This window comes from Chryseobacterium sp. KACC 21268 (assembly GCA_028736075.1).
Classification (GTDB): domain Bacteria; phylum Bacteroidota; class Bacteroidia; order Flavobacteriales; family Weeksellaceae; genus Epilithonimonas.
Genome location: CP117875.1, coordinates 582,694 through 600,179 on the forward strand (window position 1 = coordinate 582,694; position 17,486 = coordinate 600,179).

General features: G+C 33.3%; 19 protein-coding genes. 9 read left to right on the forward strand and 10 right to left on the reverse strand.

All coding sequences use genetic code 11. From position 1 onward, the window contains the following. Window positions 1-32: 32 nt before the first annotated feature. Both PQ459_02815 and PQ459_02820 read right to left on the reverse strand, forming a co-directional pair. The gene (locus PQ459_02815; GenBank protein ID WDF47424.1) at window positions 33-1,460 is read right to left on the reverse strand and encodes a hypothetical protein; all 1,428 of its coding nucleotides are present in this window, start codon (window positions 1,458-1,460) and stop codon (window positions 33-35) included. A gap of 75 nt (window positions 1,461-1,535) precedes the next feature. Continuing rightward, a complete protein-coding gene (locus tag PQ459_02820) occupies window positions 1,536-2,441 on the reverse strand; it encodes a hypothetical protein (protein ID WDF47425.1) in 906 nt (301 codons plus the stop codon). Window positions 2,442-2,504: 63 nt separating this feature from the next. Here PQ459_02820 and PQ459_02825 point away from each other — a divergent pair, with 63 nt between their 5' ends. Together PQ459_02825 and PQ459_02830 are read left to right on the forward strand one after the other, a co-directional pair. Beyond that, a complete protein-coding gene (locus PQ459_02825; GenBank protein ID WDF47426.1) occupies window positions 2,505-3,368 on the forward strand; it encodes an AAA family ATPase in 864 nt (287 codons plus the stop codon). Continuing rightward, window positions 3,355-4,557, forward strand: coding sequence for a DUF3871 family protein (locus PQ459_02830; GenBank protein WDF47427.1), 1,203 nt, complete (start codon window positions 3,355-3,357; stop codon window positions 4,555-4,557). Before PQ459_02825 ends, PQ459_02830 begins: the two co-directional genes overlap by 14 nt. Window positions 4,558-4,593: 36 nt before the next feature. Here PQ459_02830 and PQ459_02835 read toward each other — a convergent pair whose 3' ends face one another. Genes PQ459_02835 through PQ459_02845 form a run of 3 tightly spaced genes read right to left on the reverse strand, consistent with a single transcriptional unit; the run spans window position 4,594 to window position 8,210 of the window. Beyond that, window positions 4,594-6,522 carry a DUF3732 domain-containing protein gene (locus PQ459_02835; protein ID WDF47428.1) on the reverse strand — a complete coding sequence of 643 codons (1,929 nt, stop codon included), beginning with the start codon at window positions 6,520-6,522 and terminating at the stop codon, window positions 4,594-4,596. 3 nt (window positions 6,523-6,525) lie between these two features. Next, window positions 6,526-7,020 (reverse strand): DUF6521 family protein, encoded by a 495-nt coding sequence (locus PQ459_02840; protein WDF47429.1) that lies wholly within the window; start codon window positions 7,018-7,020, stop codon window positions 6,526-6,528. Next, window positions 7,017-8,210, reverse strand: a complete 1,194-nt coding sequence (locus tag PQ459_02845) for a hypothetical protein (protein ID WDF47430.1) — start codon at window positions 8,208-8,210, stop codon at window positions 7,017-7,019. Before PQ459_02845 ends, PQ459_02840 begins: the two co-directional genes overlap by 4 nt. A 523-nt stretch (window positions 8,211-8,733) precedes the next feature. Here PQ459_02845 and PQ459_02850 point away from each other — a divergent pair. Continuing rightward, window positions 8,734-9,075 carry a hypothetical protein gene (locus tag PQ459_02850; protein ID WDF47431.1) on the forward strand — a complete coding sequence of 114 codons (342 nt, stop codon included), beginning with the start codon at window positions 8,734-8,736 and terminating at the stop codon, window positions 9,073-9,075. A 320-nt stretch (window positions 9,076-9,395) separates the two neighbouring features. Here PQ459_02850 and PQ459_02855 read toward each other — a convergent pair whose 3' ends face one another. Beyond that, on the reverse strand, window positions 9,396-9,617 hold the full coding sequence (locus tag PQ459_02855) for a helix-turn-helix transcriptional regulator (GenBank protein ID WDF47432.1): 222 nt from the start codon (window positions 9,615-9,617) through the stop codon (window positions 9,396-9,398). Between the two features lie 101 nt (window positions 9,618-9,718). On the opposite strand from PQ459_02855, the gene PQ459_02860 reads away from it, so the two are divergent. The 4 genes from PQ459_02860 to PQ459_02875 are packed head-to-tail and all read left to right on the forward strand — an operon-like array spanning window position 9,719 to window position 11,457. Beyond that, a complete protein-coding gene (locus PQ459_02860) occupies window positions 9,719-10,171 on the forward strand; it encodes a hypothetical protein (protein WDF47433.1) in 453 nt (150 codons plus the stop codon). Between the two features lie 3 nt (window positions 10,172-10,174). Continuing rightward, window positions 10,175-10,627, forward strand: a complete 453-nt coding sequence (locus PQ459_02865; protein ID WDF47434.1) for a hypothetical protein — start codon at window positions 10,175-10,177, stop codon at window positions 10,625-10,627. 15 nt (window positions 10,628-10,642) lie between these two features. Beyond that, window positions 10,643-11,035 (forward strand): hypothetical protein, encoded by a 393-nt coding sequence (locus tag PQ459_02870; protein ID WDF47435.1) that lies wholly within the window; start codon window positions 10,643-10,645, stop codon window positions 11,033-11,035. 44 nt (window positions 11,036-11,079) lie between these two features. Beyond that, a complete protein-coding gene (locus PQ459_02875; protein WDF47436.1) occupies window positions 11,080-11,457 on the forward strand; it encodes a hypothetical protein in 378 nt (125 codons plus the stop codon). Between the two features lie 155 nt (window positions 11,458-11,612). Here the strand turns inward: PQ459_02875 and PQ459_02880 are convergent, their stop codons facing one another. After that, window positions 11,613-12,347 (reverse strand): DUF3667 domain-containing protein, encoded by a 735-nt coding sequence (locus PQ459_02880; protein ID WDF47437.1) that lies wholly within the window; start codon window positions 12,345-12,347, stop codon window positions 11,613-11,615. An 11-nt stretch (window positions 12,348-12,358) separates the two neighbouring features. Beyond that, the gene (locus tag PQ459_02885) at window positions 12,359-13,567 is read right to left on the reverse strand and encodes a glycosyltransferase (protein ID WDF48682.1); all 1,209 of its coding nucleotides are present in this window, start codon (window positions 13,565-13,567) and stop codon (window positions 12,359-12,361) included. 232 nt (window positions 13,568-13,799) lie between these two features. Between PQ459_02885 and PQ459_02890 the strand changes: the two genes are divergently transcribed. Continuing rightward, on the forward strand, window positions 13,800-14,840 hold the full coding sequence (locus PQ459_02890; GenBank protein WDF47438.1) for a GMP reductase: 1,041 nt from the start codon (window positions 13,800-13,802) through the stop codon (window positions 14,838-14,840). A gap of 79 nt (window positions 14,841-14,919) precedes the next feature. After that, window positions 14,920-15,597: a DUF2625 domain-containing protein gene (locus tag PQ459_02895; GenBank protein ID WDF47439.1), complete on the forward strand. Its 678-nt coding sequence runs from the start codon at window positions 14,920-14,922 to the stop codon at window positions 15,595-15,597. A 267-nt stretch (window positions 15,598-15,864) separates the two neighbouring features. Here the strand turns inward: PQ459_02895 and fabG are convergent, their stop codons facing one another. After that, complete coding sequence (gene fabG / locus PQ459_02900) at window positions 15,865-16,608, reverse strand: 3-oxoacyl-[acyl-carrier-protein] reductase (GenBank protein ID WDF47440.1); 744 nt, start codon at window positions 16,606-16,608, stop codon at window positions 15,865-15,867. A 51-nt stretch (window positions 16,609-16,659) separates the two neighbouring features. After that, a complete protein-coding gene (locus tag PQ459_02905; GenBank protein WDF47441.1) occupies window positions 16,660-17,484 on the reverse strand; it encodes a hypothetical protein in 825 nt (274 codons plus the stop codon). Window positions 17,485-17,486 lie beyond the last annotated feature (2 nt).

Below are 17,486 nucleotides of genomic sequence, written 5' to 3' on the forward strand. Positions count from 1 at the left end.
TTAACTGCTTTGTAGTAATGTGAAGCTGTTATTTACCAAAACTCCAATGACAACTGTGGAGGATAACCAATTTTTTCCTCTAATCTTTTATACATTATATCTTTCACCTTCTCGTGATGTTCAACTGTAGTAACAATTGAATCGTGTATTGTGAATATAGGAGCATAAGGCAGTTGTTCTGAAATGTCTTCACATATTGTTTTCAATATGAGTTCTGCTTCTATATTTTGAAGTAAGCAGGCTAAGGTATTATACTTATCTCTTCCTTGCTTTACAAAAGCAAAATTCTCGTATACCTTTGGATATAATTTTGCAAACAATTGTATTTCCTTAACGATGTTCTTATGACTATTAGGACTGAAAAGAGTTCTAAAGGCTACAGTTTTTGCATATTTTCTGGAATCTGTTATTCCATCTGGCAATAAACCATCTTCTATAAGTAGTTCAGAAAACTCCTCATAAAACTTTCCTGACACAACTTGTTTAATGTACTTTTCGACATCCTCTGGGAGCTTATTTTCAGAATCATAATAGAGATTGATGGGAGATTGATTATAATCTATGTTGTTGTACATCTTAATCTTTTCTCCCATTTTGTTTTTATTAAAAGCCTCATTGTTAAAGAGGATGGTACTAAGATATGGCTGTGAGTTCTTTATATCGATACTTACCAATTTTTTATTATCATACCTTAGAAATTGTCTAAGTTCCTTTTTTAATTGAGTTAATGGAGTATGAAGCCTACCAGCAGTCCTATCTATTGTTAGTTCAAATTGTTTGTTTTTTACTTTGAGAACTGGTATTAGCCTTCTAGCATAAGCTCTGTATGGGTCTTTGACCTTTTCAAATCGTTTCTTTAAATTCTTGTCCTTTTGATTTGACATATAAGCTTCATAAGCAATGGGGTATTCTATAACTTCTTCATCTCTTAAAGTTGATAAATATTTTTCAGCTCCTACAGAGTCAATTGTTAGTTTATCATTAAACCATTTTTCAAAAATTTCTACTTTTACATCATTAGATTCTGGTAGGATTGGAATAAAACCCTTCGATTCTAAATTCGTAAATGTTTTTAGGCTTGTAATGGTAATATAATCAGTAACCTCAACTTCCATAAGTTTTGATTTGTGGTGCTGATCTGATAATTTATAACTTTTAGAATAGTGGTCAATAGTTGAATATTGGTTATTTCTGACGATTATATCACTTGAAATCAGATAATCCAAATATCTTGGATAATCATTACCAAACTTTTCTTTTAGTAATACTGAGTACAGAGTTGTAAATTCTGATTCTTCATCTTTCTTGATCGCACTCACATAGTTTACTAAGTGAATCATATATACAAACTTATCTCTTTTAAAGGGAAATGTAGGAAGTTTGGCAGTAAGTAATTTATCAATATCAACACTTGAAGGAATATAAAGTATATAGGAATTTCTTGTTTTTTTGTATGGCATTTGTAAAATTTGCCACAAAACAAGTCTGGTAATATCCTAAGAAACCTTAATAGATACCTTTATGGGTGTACTAAGTTATTCAAGTTTATCAAGGATTTCTTGTATTCTATTCCATTCAGTAGGTCTCTTAGTAGATGCTGATTTAGAAACAGAGATATGTTTTATTTTTTGTCCTTTATTATCTCTAAAAACGTATTCTATGGAGCTATTAAAGCTCATTTCAAGTTTAGATTCAATATGTTTATCTGACATCAGAGCTTCAACAAATTGAATTAGTGATTGTTTGGAGTATTGCCCATTCTTACCCATAATACACCAATTTATTCCTTCTGTTACCTTTGATTGAGTAAATGCGTTTACAAATTCTCGTTCTGAACAATCAATGATTTTTGGTTCTTCTGAGAGAAGAGAATATAGTTTTTTCAGCTTTAACTCCCCTCTATCTGAACTTACAGTTAACCATCTACAGGAATTTGAATTATAGGCTTCTATATTAATCGTAAATGGCTTATTCAAAAGCTTATGATTTGGAGTATATCCATACTTATCTTCTGTGTAGTTCAAAATATCTGAAAGAGCTGTAATGACCTCTTCTCTGTTGGGAATCATATTATAGTTCTTATTTCCCAAGGCAACTACTACAGTTTCTAAATTTTTAAAGAAAATTTGGAGGTCTTTGTTTTCTGTCAGGAATAAAGAAACCTGCTCATCAATAATGTTCTTAATCTGTCTAATCTTAGAATCTATCAGATTTGGAATTTCCTCATAAAAACTATAATAGAAAAGCTGAAAACCTTTGCTTTCTAAATCATAATAATCAATTTCCACAGTACCCTTTTCGAAACTAAACCCTTTTACAAGATTGGAGTAAGAGTCACAGCATTCTATTACTGATTGCCTTTTCAAATCATTAAAAGATTCTTTATCATCTAGTGTCCTAAAAAAATCTAATGGGTGTAAAATACTATTAGTTGTGTCCATTCAACAAACTTTTATTCTTAACTAAACTTCAAAATTAACTTAATAATCTTTAAAATTAATATTATGCAATTAAGACAATCACAAAGAGAGAAAGCCAAAATCAAGATGGCTTTACAAGGTTCAGCAGGAAGTGGCAAGACGTATTCAAGTCTACTTCTTGCAAAGGGTCTAACCAATGGAGACCTTTCTAAGGTAGCTGTTATTGATACAGAGAATGGAAGTGCAGATTTATATGCTCACTTAGGTAACTACAATGTACTTCCAATGATACCACCATTTACACCTGAAAACTATATCAAAGCCATCGATATATGTGGAAAGGCAGGGATGGAAGTCATCATCATTGATTCTATTTCCCAAGCTTGGGATGAACTTCTGGATTTTCATTCCAAACTAGCAGGTAATAGTTTCACTAATTGGGCAAAGGTTACCCCTAGACAGAAATCATTTGTAGAAAAGATTTTACAGGTAAATGCTCACGTTATCACCACTATGAGAACCAAACAGGACTATGTTCTAAACCAAAAGGATGGTAAGTTCATTCCTGAGAAGGTAGGCTTAAAAGCTGTTCAAAGAGATGGATTGGACTATGAGTTTACCTTGGTCTTTGATGTAGATATCAAACACTTTGCAGTATCAAGCAAAGACAGAACAGGACTTTTTATGGGTAAACCAGAATTCATCATATCAGAGAATACTGGCAGGGAAATTCTGGAATGGTGTAATACAGGAAACCCTAGAATTGAAATTTCAGAGAAAGATGTATGTGAGCATATCCAAATGTGTAATTCTGTTAGTGAATTATTAGCTCTCTATAAGCTATACCCCAACTATCAAGAAAATCTGAAAACAGACTTTGAAGAAAGGAAATCATTTCTAATGCAACTTACTAATCCCAAAAATTTTTCAACCAATGGAATTCACTGATAAAAATATGATTTTGGAAAATGTTCAAAATCGTAAAAGGGCATTATTTGGAAACATAATAGAAGGGGGAGCTTATTATAATGATGGAGCTTCTATGGATGATAAATCTGATAGTAATTTAAAAGCCATATCTTTTTTTAATAATCTCCCTTTTGAAGATGCTGAGGTTTTAGTTCCCAGTAAACTGAATAATTATAGTTCAGATATTGAGTTAGATTATCTCCAATCTCTGAATGTAAGTAATATAGTAACCTCAGCTAACCAAGGTTACCTTCATAAACCTTTTATTGAGGCTAACACTTTAGAGGTTAACCTCAGCCACCTTAGAACTGACTGCATCATACCTGTATTCAGCAAAGACAATGAGAAGACTATTGCACACCAAGAGTTTATAGATGTTGTTCTTAATACTGCACACAAGCTATTTCCACAACATACTATTACAGCTCCTGAAATTAGAGTAAGCCATCAAATTAAAGGCAGAACTCCAGATGCAATCTACAAGAATGCAAAAGACTTGTTAGACAACGAAAAGACTATCTATTATGAAAGAATGGCTTTCATTGTGAAGATTCCCACTATCATTGGAAATGTTGGTGGAAATGAGCTAGCCTTGACCTTAGGTGGTGTTAGGAGTTATAATCAGGAAAACCTTTATAATAAGAAGACTTTTGAGAAATTCAAATTCTTCATAGGTTTTCAGAACAAGATTTGTTGTAATCTATGTGTTACTTCTGATGGTTTTGTAGAGGAAATGAGAGTTACTAGATATACAGAGTTACAACAGAAGGTCACTCAAATCATTCAAAATTACAATGCTGAACAGCATTTATCAGATATGAAGTCCCTCACTAATAGTTACCTTACAGAACATCAGTTTGCACAGCTTATAGGTAAATCAAGATTATACCAACATCTTCCTAAGAAAGACAAGGTCACAATACCCAATTTGAATTTTAATGACAGCCAACTTAATACTATTGCAAAGGACTATTATGAAGATGATAGCTTTTGTAGAATGGAAGATGGCAGAATTAACCTTTGGAATGTTTACAACCTATTTACACAAGCTAACAAGAGTAGCTACATAGATACTTTCCTAGATAGGAATCTTAATGCTTTTGACTTTGCTAGAGGTATTGAGAAAACTCTCAATGGTGATGAAAGTTATCATTGGTTTTTGAGTTAAGACTATAATCCCCATCAATTGATGGGGATTATGTTTTTACAACCTAATCCACTCCTCAGGAATCAATCTTAAACCATCTCTCCATATTTCAGTAACTGAATTTTCAAAATTCTCATTATTCTTTAAATATGCGTGGTCAGTAATTATAACTTGTAAATTAGGACTTAAATTAGACACTACATTAAACATAAAATCAAACATTTTGGTAACAGCAATTTCATCAGAACTAATTTCAACTATATCTTCTGTCCTTTCAGGAGGATAATACACTTGTGTGGGCTGGTCAATGATAATAAATCGTGGAACAGGTCTGTCATTCTGAATAAAGTGTTGATGTAAAGCAAAAACAATCAAAAGATGATATGCCACCCAATTCGCACCACTCCCAATCTGAGGTAGTGCGATGGGCTTAAAATCTGTATCTATATACATTGTCAGCTTATTGATATCAAACCTTATTGGATTGTTTTCATATTCAACATCAAGATCATTAACCCATTTACTCATTTGTAGATTTATCTTATTTAATATTGATAATAACTTCTCCTTTTCATTATCACTATCAACAGATTCCTCAAGCTCCAAAATTCTATTTTTAAGATTATCAATTTTAGAATCGATGTCTTCAATCTCTGGATCTGAATTTATACTTTCTAAAAATAAACTTACTCTTCCAATTATTTTTCCTCTTCTTAAATTTAGGTCTCTTATAGTTCTAGCTTTTTCATTTTCTGAATATAGTGCAGCAATACTTCTTTCTACAGTTTTTAGTTCTGTCTCAATGGAGTGATAATTAGATTCAACACCTTCAATATAAGATTGAATTCTTGGACTCTCAACTATAGTAAACTTTAAATCTTCTTTTATATTTTCAAGAGATTTATTAATATTCTGGATAGTGGGTATTGGAGTTTCTAATCTACTTTCACACAATGGACATTTACAGGCATCAATCTCTAAATCATCGTTATAAAGATTAATTGATTCCAATCTTATTTCCTGCTGTTTAGCTTCTGTAGTATAACCAAAGGAACTTCTTAAATAATCTGTAGCTGCTTTTCTATTATCTGATATCTTACCTAATTCAATCTTTAATTCACTTCTCTTATCTATTAACTCTTTTATAGCTGAATTTTCTGCTTTAACTTCTAAAGGTTGATATTCCCAACTAGCTACTCTCTCTAGATGAGTGTAAGCTTCTCCTCTAGTTTTAGGATTAATACTTCTTTCGAGAATACCTATTTCCTTAGCTTCTTCTATAAGTGAATAGGCTTGACTAACTCCTTCAGACCTAATTTTATCATTCTCTCTTTTTTCCCTGTTTATTCTGTTTAAAAGTTTTTTTAATTGAGTTATCTCACTTTCTACCAACAGAGAATCCTCATTAACTGCTCCCAAAAAATATGGAAGTGTATCTTTTATTGATTGGGGAACAAATTCCTTATTCTGATTGTAAAATAGTTGATGGGGGTCAGCTACTAAATATTGAGGTTGATAGCAATAAAATCTTGAATGCTTAAAATTAGCTTTTAAAGGCTCTCTTGTAAGTGAATCTGGAATGTGTAAATTTTCAGAAATTCCTATTTTTCTAGTTAAAAATTCTTTGAGAGTATCTACATTCATATTAGAATTGATTGCTGAAAGTTCAGGTAATTCTTCTATACTTCTCATTAAGCATACTGTGGTTGAAGCAGAAATTCCTTTAATATTAGGGTTTTCACGAGCAATAAAAACCATTTCTCCATCATTAAAAGTTATACAGACAGAAAAATAAGAAACTGTGTCCCTTATAATTCCTTCTGGTATATCACAATTACTTGAGGCCAAACAATAATTTACAATTTCAATTAAAGCTGACTTTCCTGACTTCGATTCTCCTGTAATAATATTAACTTTGCCTAATTCAAAGTTTACAATTCTCTTATCTCCTAGGTGATTGTAAAGTACAATTTTACTTATTTGCATATTTTAAGGGGTAATTCTAAAAAAGGAATATATTGATTTTACGTCACTACTTGCAGATAACCATTTACCAAGCATCTGTGCTTTTTGAAGAATATGATTGAGTTCTAAATGGTCTACATTATCTATCTTAATAACTCTTTCTTGACTTGTAACTATTCCTCCATTTTCATCAAGGACTATTTTTTTGTATAACAGTAAGAATAATAAAGCTTCTTTTGTATACTTTACCATTCCTTTTGTCCTCTTAGAAAAATCATAGAATAAGTCATCGTTATCCTCTACCCAAACAAAGAAATAAGTTCTGACACTTCTAGGCATTCGTACTCTAGTCTCCTGATGTAGTAGTATTGGCAGTATCAAGAAAGCAAATTCATATGGAAATACTGTGTTTGTATGTTTGTTATATTCTTTTGCAACAACTCTGATAACTTCTCCACAAAAAGCAGGATTAAAAAGGTTAGCTACAATTGTATTTCTATCATCCCAAGTTAAGTTCATAATTTATCTTTATAATTTGGATGCCAACCTATTTTCTTTGAATCAGCTAAAATTTGATAACTCCCTCTGGTTAAAAAATCCTCTTTAAACTTCTCTCTAATCTTAATCTGTGGGCAAGAAACTGCAAACTGATTAATATAAAATTGCTTTCCTAAAAGGTGTATTTCTTCTATACTTTTTGAGTCTGCTTCATCACACATTATATCAAAAATGTTTTGCCAGTAATCCCTTAACCTCTTATCAAAGTCTTCTTCTTCTTCAGGATTAAGCAATTGTAGTCTTAACCATTTAGACCTTTGTTCAAAAGCTCTTCTAAAATCACTTATCGCCCTCTTTACAGTCTTTGAATTACTGTTGATTTGTATAAGTTCGAGTTGTTTAATAAAAGCTTTATTTTTTAAAGTATTGACATCTTCATCTGAAATTTCAAGCTGTTCTGGAAAGTGATTAGGTAGATTATCAGCTTGAAAAGAGTCTCTGATATTAGCTATCTTCATTTGCAATTCACCAGATTCAATTCCATCAATTTTTTCAGTTAAGTTTTCTATAGCTTTCTTAAACCACCATCCTTCTAAAATTTCTAAAAAGGCATCTAAGTGACCTGGGTAAGTTGAAAGAATAAGTTCTCTTTTAATCTTGTTATCAATATCAGTGATATCAACTGAATTATCAGTGATTTTTATACTCTTTACAAGTTTTTGTTTCTGATGTAAAGATAGAGCTTGATAGGCTAAGTATGCACTTGAATTCGTTTGATTATTAGAGTCAATAGAAATTTGATCTAACCCACTAATTAAATCGTCAAGGTCAGATTCTCTGTTAATATTAGTTTTAAGTTTAAAAAGCAAACTGCTGTCTGGAACAGCCTCAGTAGTAATTAGATTTAGAATAGTGCTATCAATATCTATTAAGCCATTTGTAATATGCTCAGACCAAATTCTAATTGTTTTCCAAAAATCTGGGCTTGAATTTGTAAGATTACCTTTATTCTTGATGTGAAGTTTAGTTTGAAAAAGTTGTAAGGTGTTGATATCCTCAATTTCAACATCATCAAGATTCTCAATTCTAACTTTTGGGTTATTAAGTTCTTTTGTAGACGTCAGCAATGCTAACAAAGCATATTTTATCTGATAAAAATAACCTAATGATGGTTCTTTAGCTGAAAAATCTGTAATGGGACTACTGGGCATTAGTTTTTGTAAGTGTTTGATAATGGTTGTGTAACAAATATAATATTTTTTTACCTACTAGATTTGTTTGTTATCTATTTTTCAAAAAAAATTTTATAATTTTAAGAATAATGTAATTTTACTTGATTGATTATTGGTGCATAAATATCCTGTTATGTCTCCCCACCAATCTTTAATAAGGGAAAATCCCCCCCCACTTTTGTCTCACCAAGAAATATTCTTGCAGGTCTATAACTAGTTGTACGATTCTAAGCAATTCTAGTCTGAACTTTTCATCTTAAATAGCACTATGTGAACTTTAAGATGTGCTTTCAATGAACCTTCCCATACTGATTTCTACTTTCTAATGTAACCTTGTCAGTTATGGTTATAATCAAGGTAACCTTTGTACTTTTTTCTATTATCAATAATACACCTCCTGAATAACCCCCACCTATACTGAGAATATGACCTTATTATGTGACCTTCTGGTTATAGTTCTTATTCTACAGTAACTAATTATTAACTCAAATCCAATTACAAAATGGTAACAATTACAAACTACACCAAAAGAAAAAGAGAAGATGGAACTACCTTCTGTGTTCTAGAGATTAACAGTGGAATAGAACTTCTACAAAGTAAGACCACAGGTCAGTACTATGCTACAGCAAAAAGATGCTATATCCCAGCTACTTTTGATGAAGCAACTTGTAGAAGCCTGAGAGGTACTATGATGAAAGGTAGTATCAACAAAGTTGAATGTGACCCTTATCACTACACCATCAAAGAAACAGGAGAGCTTATTACTTTAAACTATAGGTATGAATATTCTCCAGAAGAGGAAATGGCTGTTCCAGTAAGTGAAAAGGAATCTATATTTCAATAAGAATTAAGTATTACTTGTTGTAGAAAGTATATACATACAGAAAGTGATACTTTACGAGGACAAAATTTACCTCCATTCTGTAAAGAATAGGAGTAGATTTTGTCCTTTTTTATACATTGGACATACTCACATCTATTCACGAGGGTAACTTTAATCCAGTTACGATTAAAAGTATAGTGAGTAAGATTATATTAAATAGCTAATAGTTGAACCAATATGACTACATCTAAGATTAGATAATACAATTCTGGAGGGTCACCTCTATGAACTGCTTATACTATCTTATTGTTATTACAAACAATTACGAAATAGTTGCAAGGTCAATCAATCACATCTGTGATAGAGGATAATTTTACTTCAAGACCAAGAGAGATTTTGTACAGAGTGTAAGTGGTAGGACTTGTCTTTCCAGACTCAATCCTATTCATATTGGATTTCTCAAAATTACATAGGGCAGAAAGTTCAGCCTGAGAAAGATTCCTGTCTTCTCTTAACTGTCTTATTCTCTTCCCTAAGGCTTTTTGAAAGTCTGACTTTTCCACTAATAACACTATTGAACTCAAAAGTGGTCATTAATGATAATTGTATGGTTATCAATTTTGATAACTTTTATATATTTGTTAAAACTTAAAAACCTAAATAAATGAGAAAATTCTACTTAATCCTCCTTATATTATGTTTCTTAAAAGGGCACTCGCAGTCATCAGAAGAGATGTACAACAAGTTTGTTGGTTCTGGTGGTATTGTATGTTTCTATGTTAAGAAAGATGGTTCACAAATCCAAAATGAAGTGAATATGTTTATTTTTATGGAAGATAAACAAGAGGTCGTAAAAATCCTAGACAATAGTTTTGCGCAATACAAGGCGAAACTAGACAGAACCTATATTGAACAAGGCCTAATTATAAAAGAATATACCCCTACTCAATTCCTCAACAACCCATCTAAAAGAATATATAGGTTTTGTTATGAAGAAGATAGTAAAGAACCAATTGTTGTCTTAGAAATAGTTTATACAACTAAAGATGACTATGTTATAACTAAATATTTTACTTCAGAATGGGCAAAATTAAGTAATTACAAAACACAAAATTAAGCTATGTATATTTCTATTATTCTTTTACTAGTATTACTCTCAATGGTTATCTTTTTTCTATTAAAACTTAAGAAAGCAAGAAACAGTAAGATGCTAACTACACCATTTTCAAGAGATGAGGTAACTATGAATACTGCTATTAGATTGAAAACATTTACAAGACAATATAATAGTCTTTTAAGTACACCCATTACAAAAGAAGAATGGTTAAGTTCTTTTGCAATAACAATTTATGAATTAGGACTAGCAAAACTTAATAATCAAAAATTAGGAAAACTATACCTATCAGATTTATCCTATTCCTTTAACGAAAAGGATCTGTTAAAAAGGGACATTCAAACCCAAATAGAAGGACATTATTTTGATAACTATGATGAAGGTGCCTTTAAAGAATACGTTGAAAAACAATCTAAAAGCATTTCAGATAGAATTTTAAGTCGAGAAAAACATCCATAATTGTACTGAAAGAATATGTCTTTAATAGTATTCCAATATTATACTATCCAAAGTCAAGGTAACCTTGAAAGTGATATTACTGATGGTAGCATAAGGTTTAGTGCTAGGTCAAGCTTCTTTTTGAGTAATTGTATCATAGTGTGGGAAACCAACAGAGGTCAACTTTTCATCTGTGAGATATACAGCAAGTGTAATGGGACTTATGAGAAGACTTTCATAGACCAAATACTCGAAGACGATAACAAGACCTTCTTAGATTGGTTTGATTGTGATGTTATCATCCCATCTTACCTTATTCCAAATTTCCCAAAACAACAAGAAACCCATCTCTTAATAAAGATTAAAGATGGATTTTTACAAACTTCAAAATACTTAACAGTAAATGAAGGTAATGATGAACCATTCTAAATGCAACCACCTTACAGGTGGTTTTTTTTAACAACTAAAATCTAATGAAAAATGAAATATACGATTTCTTAAAGTTTAAACTTGATGATGAACACTACAATTATGAGTTTCAAATAATTCCAATACCACCTTATGAAATCATTGAAAACAACATATCACTAGAACCTTATGAGTACTTTGGAGAGATAAATGAGGTGTTTAATCTAAGAGTTAGACACATCTTTCTCTACTTTAATGCTGACATCTTAATGAAAGTAGAATTAAGATATAGAGGGAATAAATTAGAACTTCTTAAACAAAGATTAGAGGAACTTAATAATATTCAATTCTCTTCTATTATGTTTCTGAAATTGTACTTTTCAGAGAAGGATAAAGAAACAGTTTTAACCTATCAAAAGAAAGATTTAGTAACTCACCTGTAGACACAAAGGCATACTTTTAGGCATACATAAATTTTAAAGCTTTGTAAAAGTAGTAGTATAAAGGAATATGAACCTTGGTTCGAGCCCAGCAAGAGGAGCAAAACCATCACAGAAATGTGATGGTTTTCTTTTTTTATGTCCTTCGCCTTAATATCTTATACCAATACATTCAATTTCATCAAGGCAAATACAACAAGCATTAGCATAACAACCAGAATAATGTGACTTAAAGTAGATCTTAACAAAACATTCACAGGCTTCATCAATTTAAAAAACTGAATATTCGTCCAAAAGTTTAATCCAATATCGATCAGATAAATAACCAGCATCACCATATTAATGCTAAGCGAGTGTTTTATCAGGAAAATAAATGGTAAAAATAAAATCTGGACAATCAGCCTCTGACCAGCTTTGAAAGTATTCAGAATCAAATATTCCGTGAAGTTGTATCCTTTGTTATAAAAGCATACAGCCGTACCAATGGTATAAAGCGGAATCGTCGCCAACGTCAGCCAGCCAAAATTCTTCAGCATAAACTCATCCAGATGAAAAGAATTTGTTTCCACATTAATTTTGGAAGCAGAATCGCTGGATAAGGTAAAAAGATTGATATGAAACCAATGGCAAAGCAGAATGTAAAATCCAGCCAATATTAGGATAAATGACAGCGGTTTGATATGATTCACACGCTTGCCTTCCAGATATTCCCTGATAGCGTGACCAGGCCTTTTAAAAAGCTGCTTGCTGGTGTACAACAAACCCGCATCGATATGAAAAAAACTGTGTGGGATCTCGTGTCTCAAAAAGTGAAAATCAATTCTTTCGGTATCCGCAGTTTGTCCGCAATTGTTGCAGAATTTCCCTTCAAAACGATGACCACACGTTTGCATAATTTCCAGTTTTAATTAGTTTTCTTATTTTTCTCTTCGATCCAACGGCTCATATATTTTGTCGAATTTAATTGATGGTGCTGCAGGATTTTTCCGAGATAATTTTCGGTTCTGTCATTGTCCAGATTTTCCATTAATTCTGAAACTTTATTAATTAAATAATCGGCAAATAAATCTTTCTTATAAACAAAATCCAAAATTCTATACCCGTTTTCCTGAGCCTTATTCCAAAGATTTTCGTTTTGATAAAGTTCAACCGCTCTATCTACAAAAACCTCATCAAAATCCTCAACAAAACCATTCCAAGGCAAATCGCCGTGCATTGCTTCTGCACCTATTGAACTTGTCACATTGGGTAAACCAAACTTCATACTTTCCCAAAGTTTCCCTTTCAATCCAGCGCCGAAAGGAATTGGCGCAAGAAGAACTTTTGCTTGATTAAAAATCTCCTCCACAGAATCTGCTCTTCCTTTCACCAAAAAACCATCTTTCTCATTATGAAGTTCCAAAACTTTCTGACTCGTGTAAGCGCCATAAATATGAAGTTCAGTCTTTGGAAGTTGTTTCTTAATGGATTTCCAAATCTGCTTCAATTTCAAAACCGTCTGCCAATTCGGCTCGTGCAAGAAGTTTCCGATGCTTACAAAATGTTTTCTCTCTTCAAATGAAGTTTTACTTTTCTTATTATGTTCAGTCAAAAAAGGAATATAAAACAACAGATTTGGATTAATTTTAAAATCATTAACCAACAAATCAAATTCAAATTCCGAAATAATCAACGACAGATCACAACGCAAAATCGATGCAATTTCCCGCACGAAAATATCATTAACCAAATCTTTCTTCTCAACATTTCTCTTTTCAACAAAAGCTTTTCGCCTTGCTTCTCTCAGGAAATGCAGATCTTCCGTATCAATGATCTTCAAAGCATTCGGGCAACTTTCAGAAACACGCCAACTAAATTGTTCCTCGGTGACATAGCGGTCAAAAAGCACAACATCTGGATTCAGATCTCTAATTTTCTCATCAAAACTCTCATTATTAATTTCAATTTTTTGAATCTCAATCTTTTCTGAAAACTCGATATTATTTGAAGCGGTCAAAAAAGTGATTTTGTAATCTGCTTCAGAAAAAACTTGAATCAATTGCATCATCCGATGGCCAGCTGCAGTAGAAGCCGGCTCAGGAATCACGAGACCTATAATGACGAGATGTTTCACAAAAACAAAAATAGAAATTCTTATTTGAATATTTTGGGCAGCTTTTCCGTCTTCCGTTCCCGCTATTTTTTGCCACAAATTTCCAATTCCAAAGAAACGGAAGCAGTCCGCAAAAAATGAGCTCCACTCAAGCCGGGCTGCAGATTCAATATCAGACCAACCTTCCGTCTTAGAACAAATTTTCAGCCTAAAACATCACGCTTTTCAAAAAAAAATATCCTAATTTTGAAGTATGCGAATAGAAAACGAAATCAAGTTGGGGTTCAAAGATGTGATGTTTCGCCCGAAACGTTCCACACTCAAATCCCGCAGCGAAGTTACGATAGAAAGAGAATTCACTTTTCTTCACACACAGAAAAAATGGAGCGGCGTTCCTTTGATCGCTGCCAATATGGACACAGTCGGAACTTTCGAAATGGCAGAAGCCTTATCCAAAGAAAAAATAATCACGGCAATCCACAAACATTATTCCGTTGACGAATGGAATCAATTCCTTCACGGAAAATCTGATGAATTCTATCAATACATCGCACTAAGCACTGGAACAGGAAAAGCGGACGAAGAAAAAATCAAAACAATTCTGGACGTCAATCCGAAGATCCAGTTTCTTTGTATCGATGTTGCGAATGGATATTCTGAGCATTTTGTACAATTTGTAAAGAAAGCCAGAGAAAATTTCCCAGATAAGATTATCATCGCAGGAAACGTCGTGACTGGAGAAATGGTAGAAGAATTGATTTTGGCTGGCGCAGACATCATCAAAGTAGGAATTGGTCCTGGTTCGGTCTGTACCACGCGTGTAAAAACCGGCGTTGGCTATCCACAACTTTCCGCCATCATCGAATGTGCTGATGCGGCACACGGATTGGGCGGACAAATCATCGGCGACGGCGGTTGCAAAGTTCCCGGCGATGTGGCAAAAGCGTTTGGTGGCGGTTCTGATTTTGTGATGCTCGGCGGAATGTTTGCGGGTCACGACGAAAGCGGTGGCGAAATCGTGGAGGAAAATGGAAAAACTTTTAGATTATTCTACGGAATGAGTTCTCAAACTGCGATGGACAAACATTCTGGTGGCGTTGCAGAATACCGAGCCTCCGAAGGAAAAACTGTGAAAGTGGAATACAAAGGTCCGGTTTCTGACACTGTGAAGGATATTCTTGGTGGAGTGCGTTCAACTTGTACTTATGTTGGTGCTTCCAAACTGAAAGAGCTTTCTAAGCGAACGACTTTTATCCGCGTACAAGAGCAAGAGAATCAGGTTTTTGGTGGATAACACTCGATTTTGTATGAAAAGATTTCTAATTGTAATTTTGCTGACAATCTTATCATTAAACCTAATCGCACAAAATAAAATGCGCAAAGTTGAAGAACTAATAAACAAAACAGATTCTGGCTGGCCTCACGTGGAAGAAATGATAAAATCGGCTAAAAATAAAGTTGAAGTCTTACCGGTTAACATATCTAAAGCCGAAGACGCTCTTTTCAAAACACAAGTTACCACACGCTCTCCAATGGGTGCAATAGTTTATAATACTGGCGGAATCTTGATTGATGATGGATGGATAAGAATTCTATGTTCAGGAAATGAGAAGCTCAACAGAACACTTCCAGATTGGAATAAGGGAAAATCATTCAAAGAATTTGGAGAAGCGCCATCTTTTTTGTTGGTTGCTGATGATGCGATTGGTGGTTTTTTCATTGTAAATGGTGGTAGTCTTGGAGAAGATTTAGGCAAAATCTATTACTTTTCGCCTGACAATTTGGAATATGAACCACTTGGAATTTCTTATACAGAGTTTTTGGAATTTTGTTTTAATAATGACTTAGAGCAATTTTACAAAGGAAACAGATGGAAAAATTGGCGAAAGGAAGTTTCTGAATTATCCGGAAATCAGACTTTTGCTTTCTATCCATTTTTGTGGACCGAGGAAGGAAAAGACATCAATAAAAATTCAAGAAAAGCAATTCCAATCGAGGAGCAATATAATTTAAATCTGGATTTTAGAAAACAGCTAGGTCTTGATAAATAATGAGTATTATAAATAAATAAAAATCTGCCTCACTTAAAAACGAGGCGGATTTTTTGTTTGATAGAAGTTGGAAATGTGAACATAGCCCCGATAGGAACGGCATCCTTTTTCTTTTCCGTTGCTTCGACTACGCTAAGGCAACGGAAAAGAAAAAGATATAGTGGATAGCGGGTTGGAATGGTGAAAAGAAATTGAAACGTCTTGCTCCTAAAAAAAAAGGCTCTTGAACGCGTCAAAAACCTTTATAATGTTTTTATTATTAATGTTTTAAGTCAACATTCCACCGTCCACATTTAGAACCTGTCCAGAAATGTAAGATGACATATTGCTACCGAAGAAAACGCAGGCATTGGCAACGTCCTCGGGCTGTCCGCCACGTTTCAACGGAATCCCATCTCTCCAGTTTTGAACGGTTTTTTCGTCCAGTGCAGCGGTCATTTCCGTTTCGATGAAACCTGGCGCGATGGCGTTGCAACGGATGTTTCTGGAACCTAACTCCAACGCGATGGATTTTGTGAAACCGATAACACCAGCTTTTGACGCGGCGTAGTTTGCCTGTCCTGCATTTCCTTTTACGCCTACCACGGAAGTCATATTGATGATGGAACCGGATTTTGCTTTCATCATTGGTTTGATAACAGCTTTCGTCAGGTTGAAAACGGAGTCCAAATTCACTTTGATAATGGTGTCCCAATCATCTTTTGACATTCTCATCAACAGATTGTCACGTGTGATTCCGGCGTTGTTTACCAAGATATCAATCGCTCCGAACTCTGCCAAAACATCGTCTACCAATTTCTGAGCGGCATCGTAATCTGACGCATCTGACTGATAACCTTTGATTTGAGTGGTTTTGCTGAGTTCTGCTTCCAATTCTTTGGCTTTCTCAACAGAACCGGCGTAAGTGAACGCAATCTTTGCTCCTTCTTTGGCAAAAACTTCCGCAATTCCTCGTCCGATTCCTCGGGTTGCACCTGTGATGATTGCAACTTTTCCTTCTAATAGTCCCATATAGTTGTATCGTATTTTCTAATTGTTATGGCAAAAATAGTATTTTAAGAATTATTCACAATCTTTTGGTTTACTTTCTACGTGTTTTTGAAGCTCATCATTCCATTTATAGCAATGCGCTTTTACCAACTTCATCTGATTTTTTTCTACCTTATAAATATTCTTGATGATGGATGCACCTGCGCAACATTGGTTGGTTTCGATGATTTCCTTTTTTTGAGAATCGAATTCTAAAGAAGTTCCGTAGAAATCACTTGCAAAAAATTGGTTCTTTTTTGAGTCGAATAAAAAATAAGTTTTGCTTGTATTGGGACCTGCGTAAGATTGTGTACAACTTGAAAAATCCTCATAACCATCGAAATTATAATCATCCGCAGCAACGTCATAAATGCCATCAAAGCCACATTCTTCCATCTTCATTTTTTGAAAAATCTGATTATCTTTTTTATTGATAATCAAAAGGTAAGATTGTTCGTCTTCTTGAATTCCCCTGAAATAAAACTGCCTGGTGCTTTCAGCCTGCAAGAAAGATTTTTGGTTTTCTTTCTTCTTTAAATAGATATTCAGCTGTGTTTTCGTTTTGAGATTTGTCCAAGTTCCAAAATATTCTTCTTTTAAGTCTTCGGAGTTTTCAAAAACGAATTTTCCTGTTTTAATTTTTCCTTCAGATTCAAACAAAACAAGATTCTTATTTTCGAGTTTTCCTGTTATAGAAATTGGTTGATTATATTTTGAATACATATAAACTCCATTTGTAGAATTCTCTTCAACATTCAAAACCATTTCAACGGGATAATCTCCAATCTTTCCTTCATAGCTAATTTGAGCAAGGAAAAAGGTAGGAATCAACAGAAAAAAGAATCTCAGCAAATTCATCT

Coding starts and splice junctions, on each gene's coding strand:
- PQ459_02825 (WDF47426.1), top strand. CDS start 2,505: ATGCAATTAAGACAATCACAAAGAGAGAAAGCCAAAATCAAGATGGCT.
- PQ459_02840 (WDF47429.1), bottom strand. CDS start 7,020: ATGAACTTAACTTGGGATGATAGAAATACAATTGTAGCTAACCTTTTT.
- PQ459_02820 (WDF47425.1), bottom strand. CDS start 2,441: ATGGACACAACTAATAGTATTTTACACCCATTAGATTTTTTTAGGACA.
- PQ459_02850 (WDF47431.1), top strand. CDS start 8,734: ATGGTAACAATTACAAACTACACCAAAAGAAAAAGAGAAGATGGAACT.
- PQ459_02880 (WDF47437.1), bottom strand. CDS start 12,347: ATGCAAACGTGTGGTCATCGTTTTGAAGGGAAATTCTGCAACAATTGC.
- PQ459_02860 (WDF47433.1), top strand. CDS start 9,719: ATGAGAAAATTCTACTTAATCCTCCTTATATTATGTTTCTTAAAAGGG.
- PQ459_02905 (WDF47441.1), bottom strand. CDS start 17,484: ATGAATTTGCTGAGATTCTTTTTTCTGTTGATTCCTACCTTTTTCCTT.
- PQ459_02815 (WDF47424.1), bottom strand. CDS start 1,460: ATGCCATACAAAAAAACAAGAAATTCCTATATACTTTATATTCCTTCA.
- PQ459_02845 (WDF47430.1), bottom strand. CDS start 8,210: ATGCCCAGTAGTCCCATTACAGATTTTTCAGCTAAAGAACCATCATTA.
- PQ459_02875 (WDF47436.1), top strand. CDS start 11,080: ATGAAAAATGAAATATACGATTTCTTAAAGTTTAAACTTGATGATGAA.
- PQ459_02865 (WDF47434.1), top strand. CDS start 10,175: ATGTATATTTCTATTATTCTTTTACTAGTATTACTCTCAATGGTTATC.
- PQ459_02895 (WDF47439.1), top strand. CDS start 14,920: ATGCGCAAAGTTGAAGAACTAATAAACAAAACAGATTCTGGCTGGCCT.
- PQ459_02890 (WDF47438.1), top strand. CDS start 13,800: ATGCGAATAGAAAACGAAATCAAGTTGGGGTTCAAAGATGTGATGTTT.
- fabG (WDF47440.1), bottom strand. CDS start 16,608: ATGGGACTATTAGAAGGAAAAGTTGCAATCATCACAGGTGCAACCCGA.
- PQ459_02835 (WDF47428.1), bottom strand. CDS start 6,522: ATGCAAATAAGTAAAATTGTACTTTACAATCACCTAGGAGATAAGAGA.
- PQ459_02870 (WDF47435.1), top strand. CDS start 10,643: ATGTCTTTAATAGTATTCCAATATTATACTATCCAAAGTCAAGGTAAC.
- PQ459_02830 (WDF47427.1), top strand. CDS start 3,355: ATGGAATTCACTGATAAAAATATGATTTTGGAAAATGTTCAAAATCGT.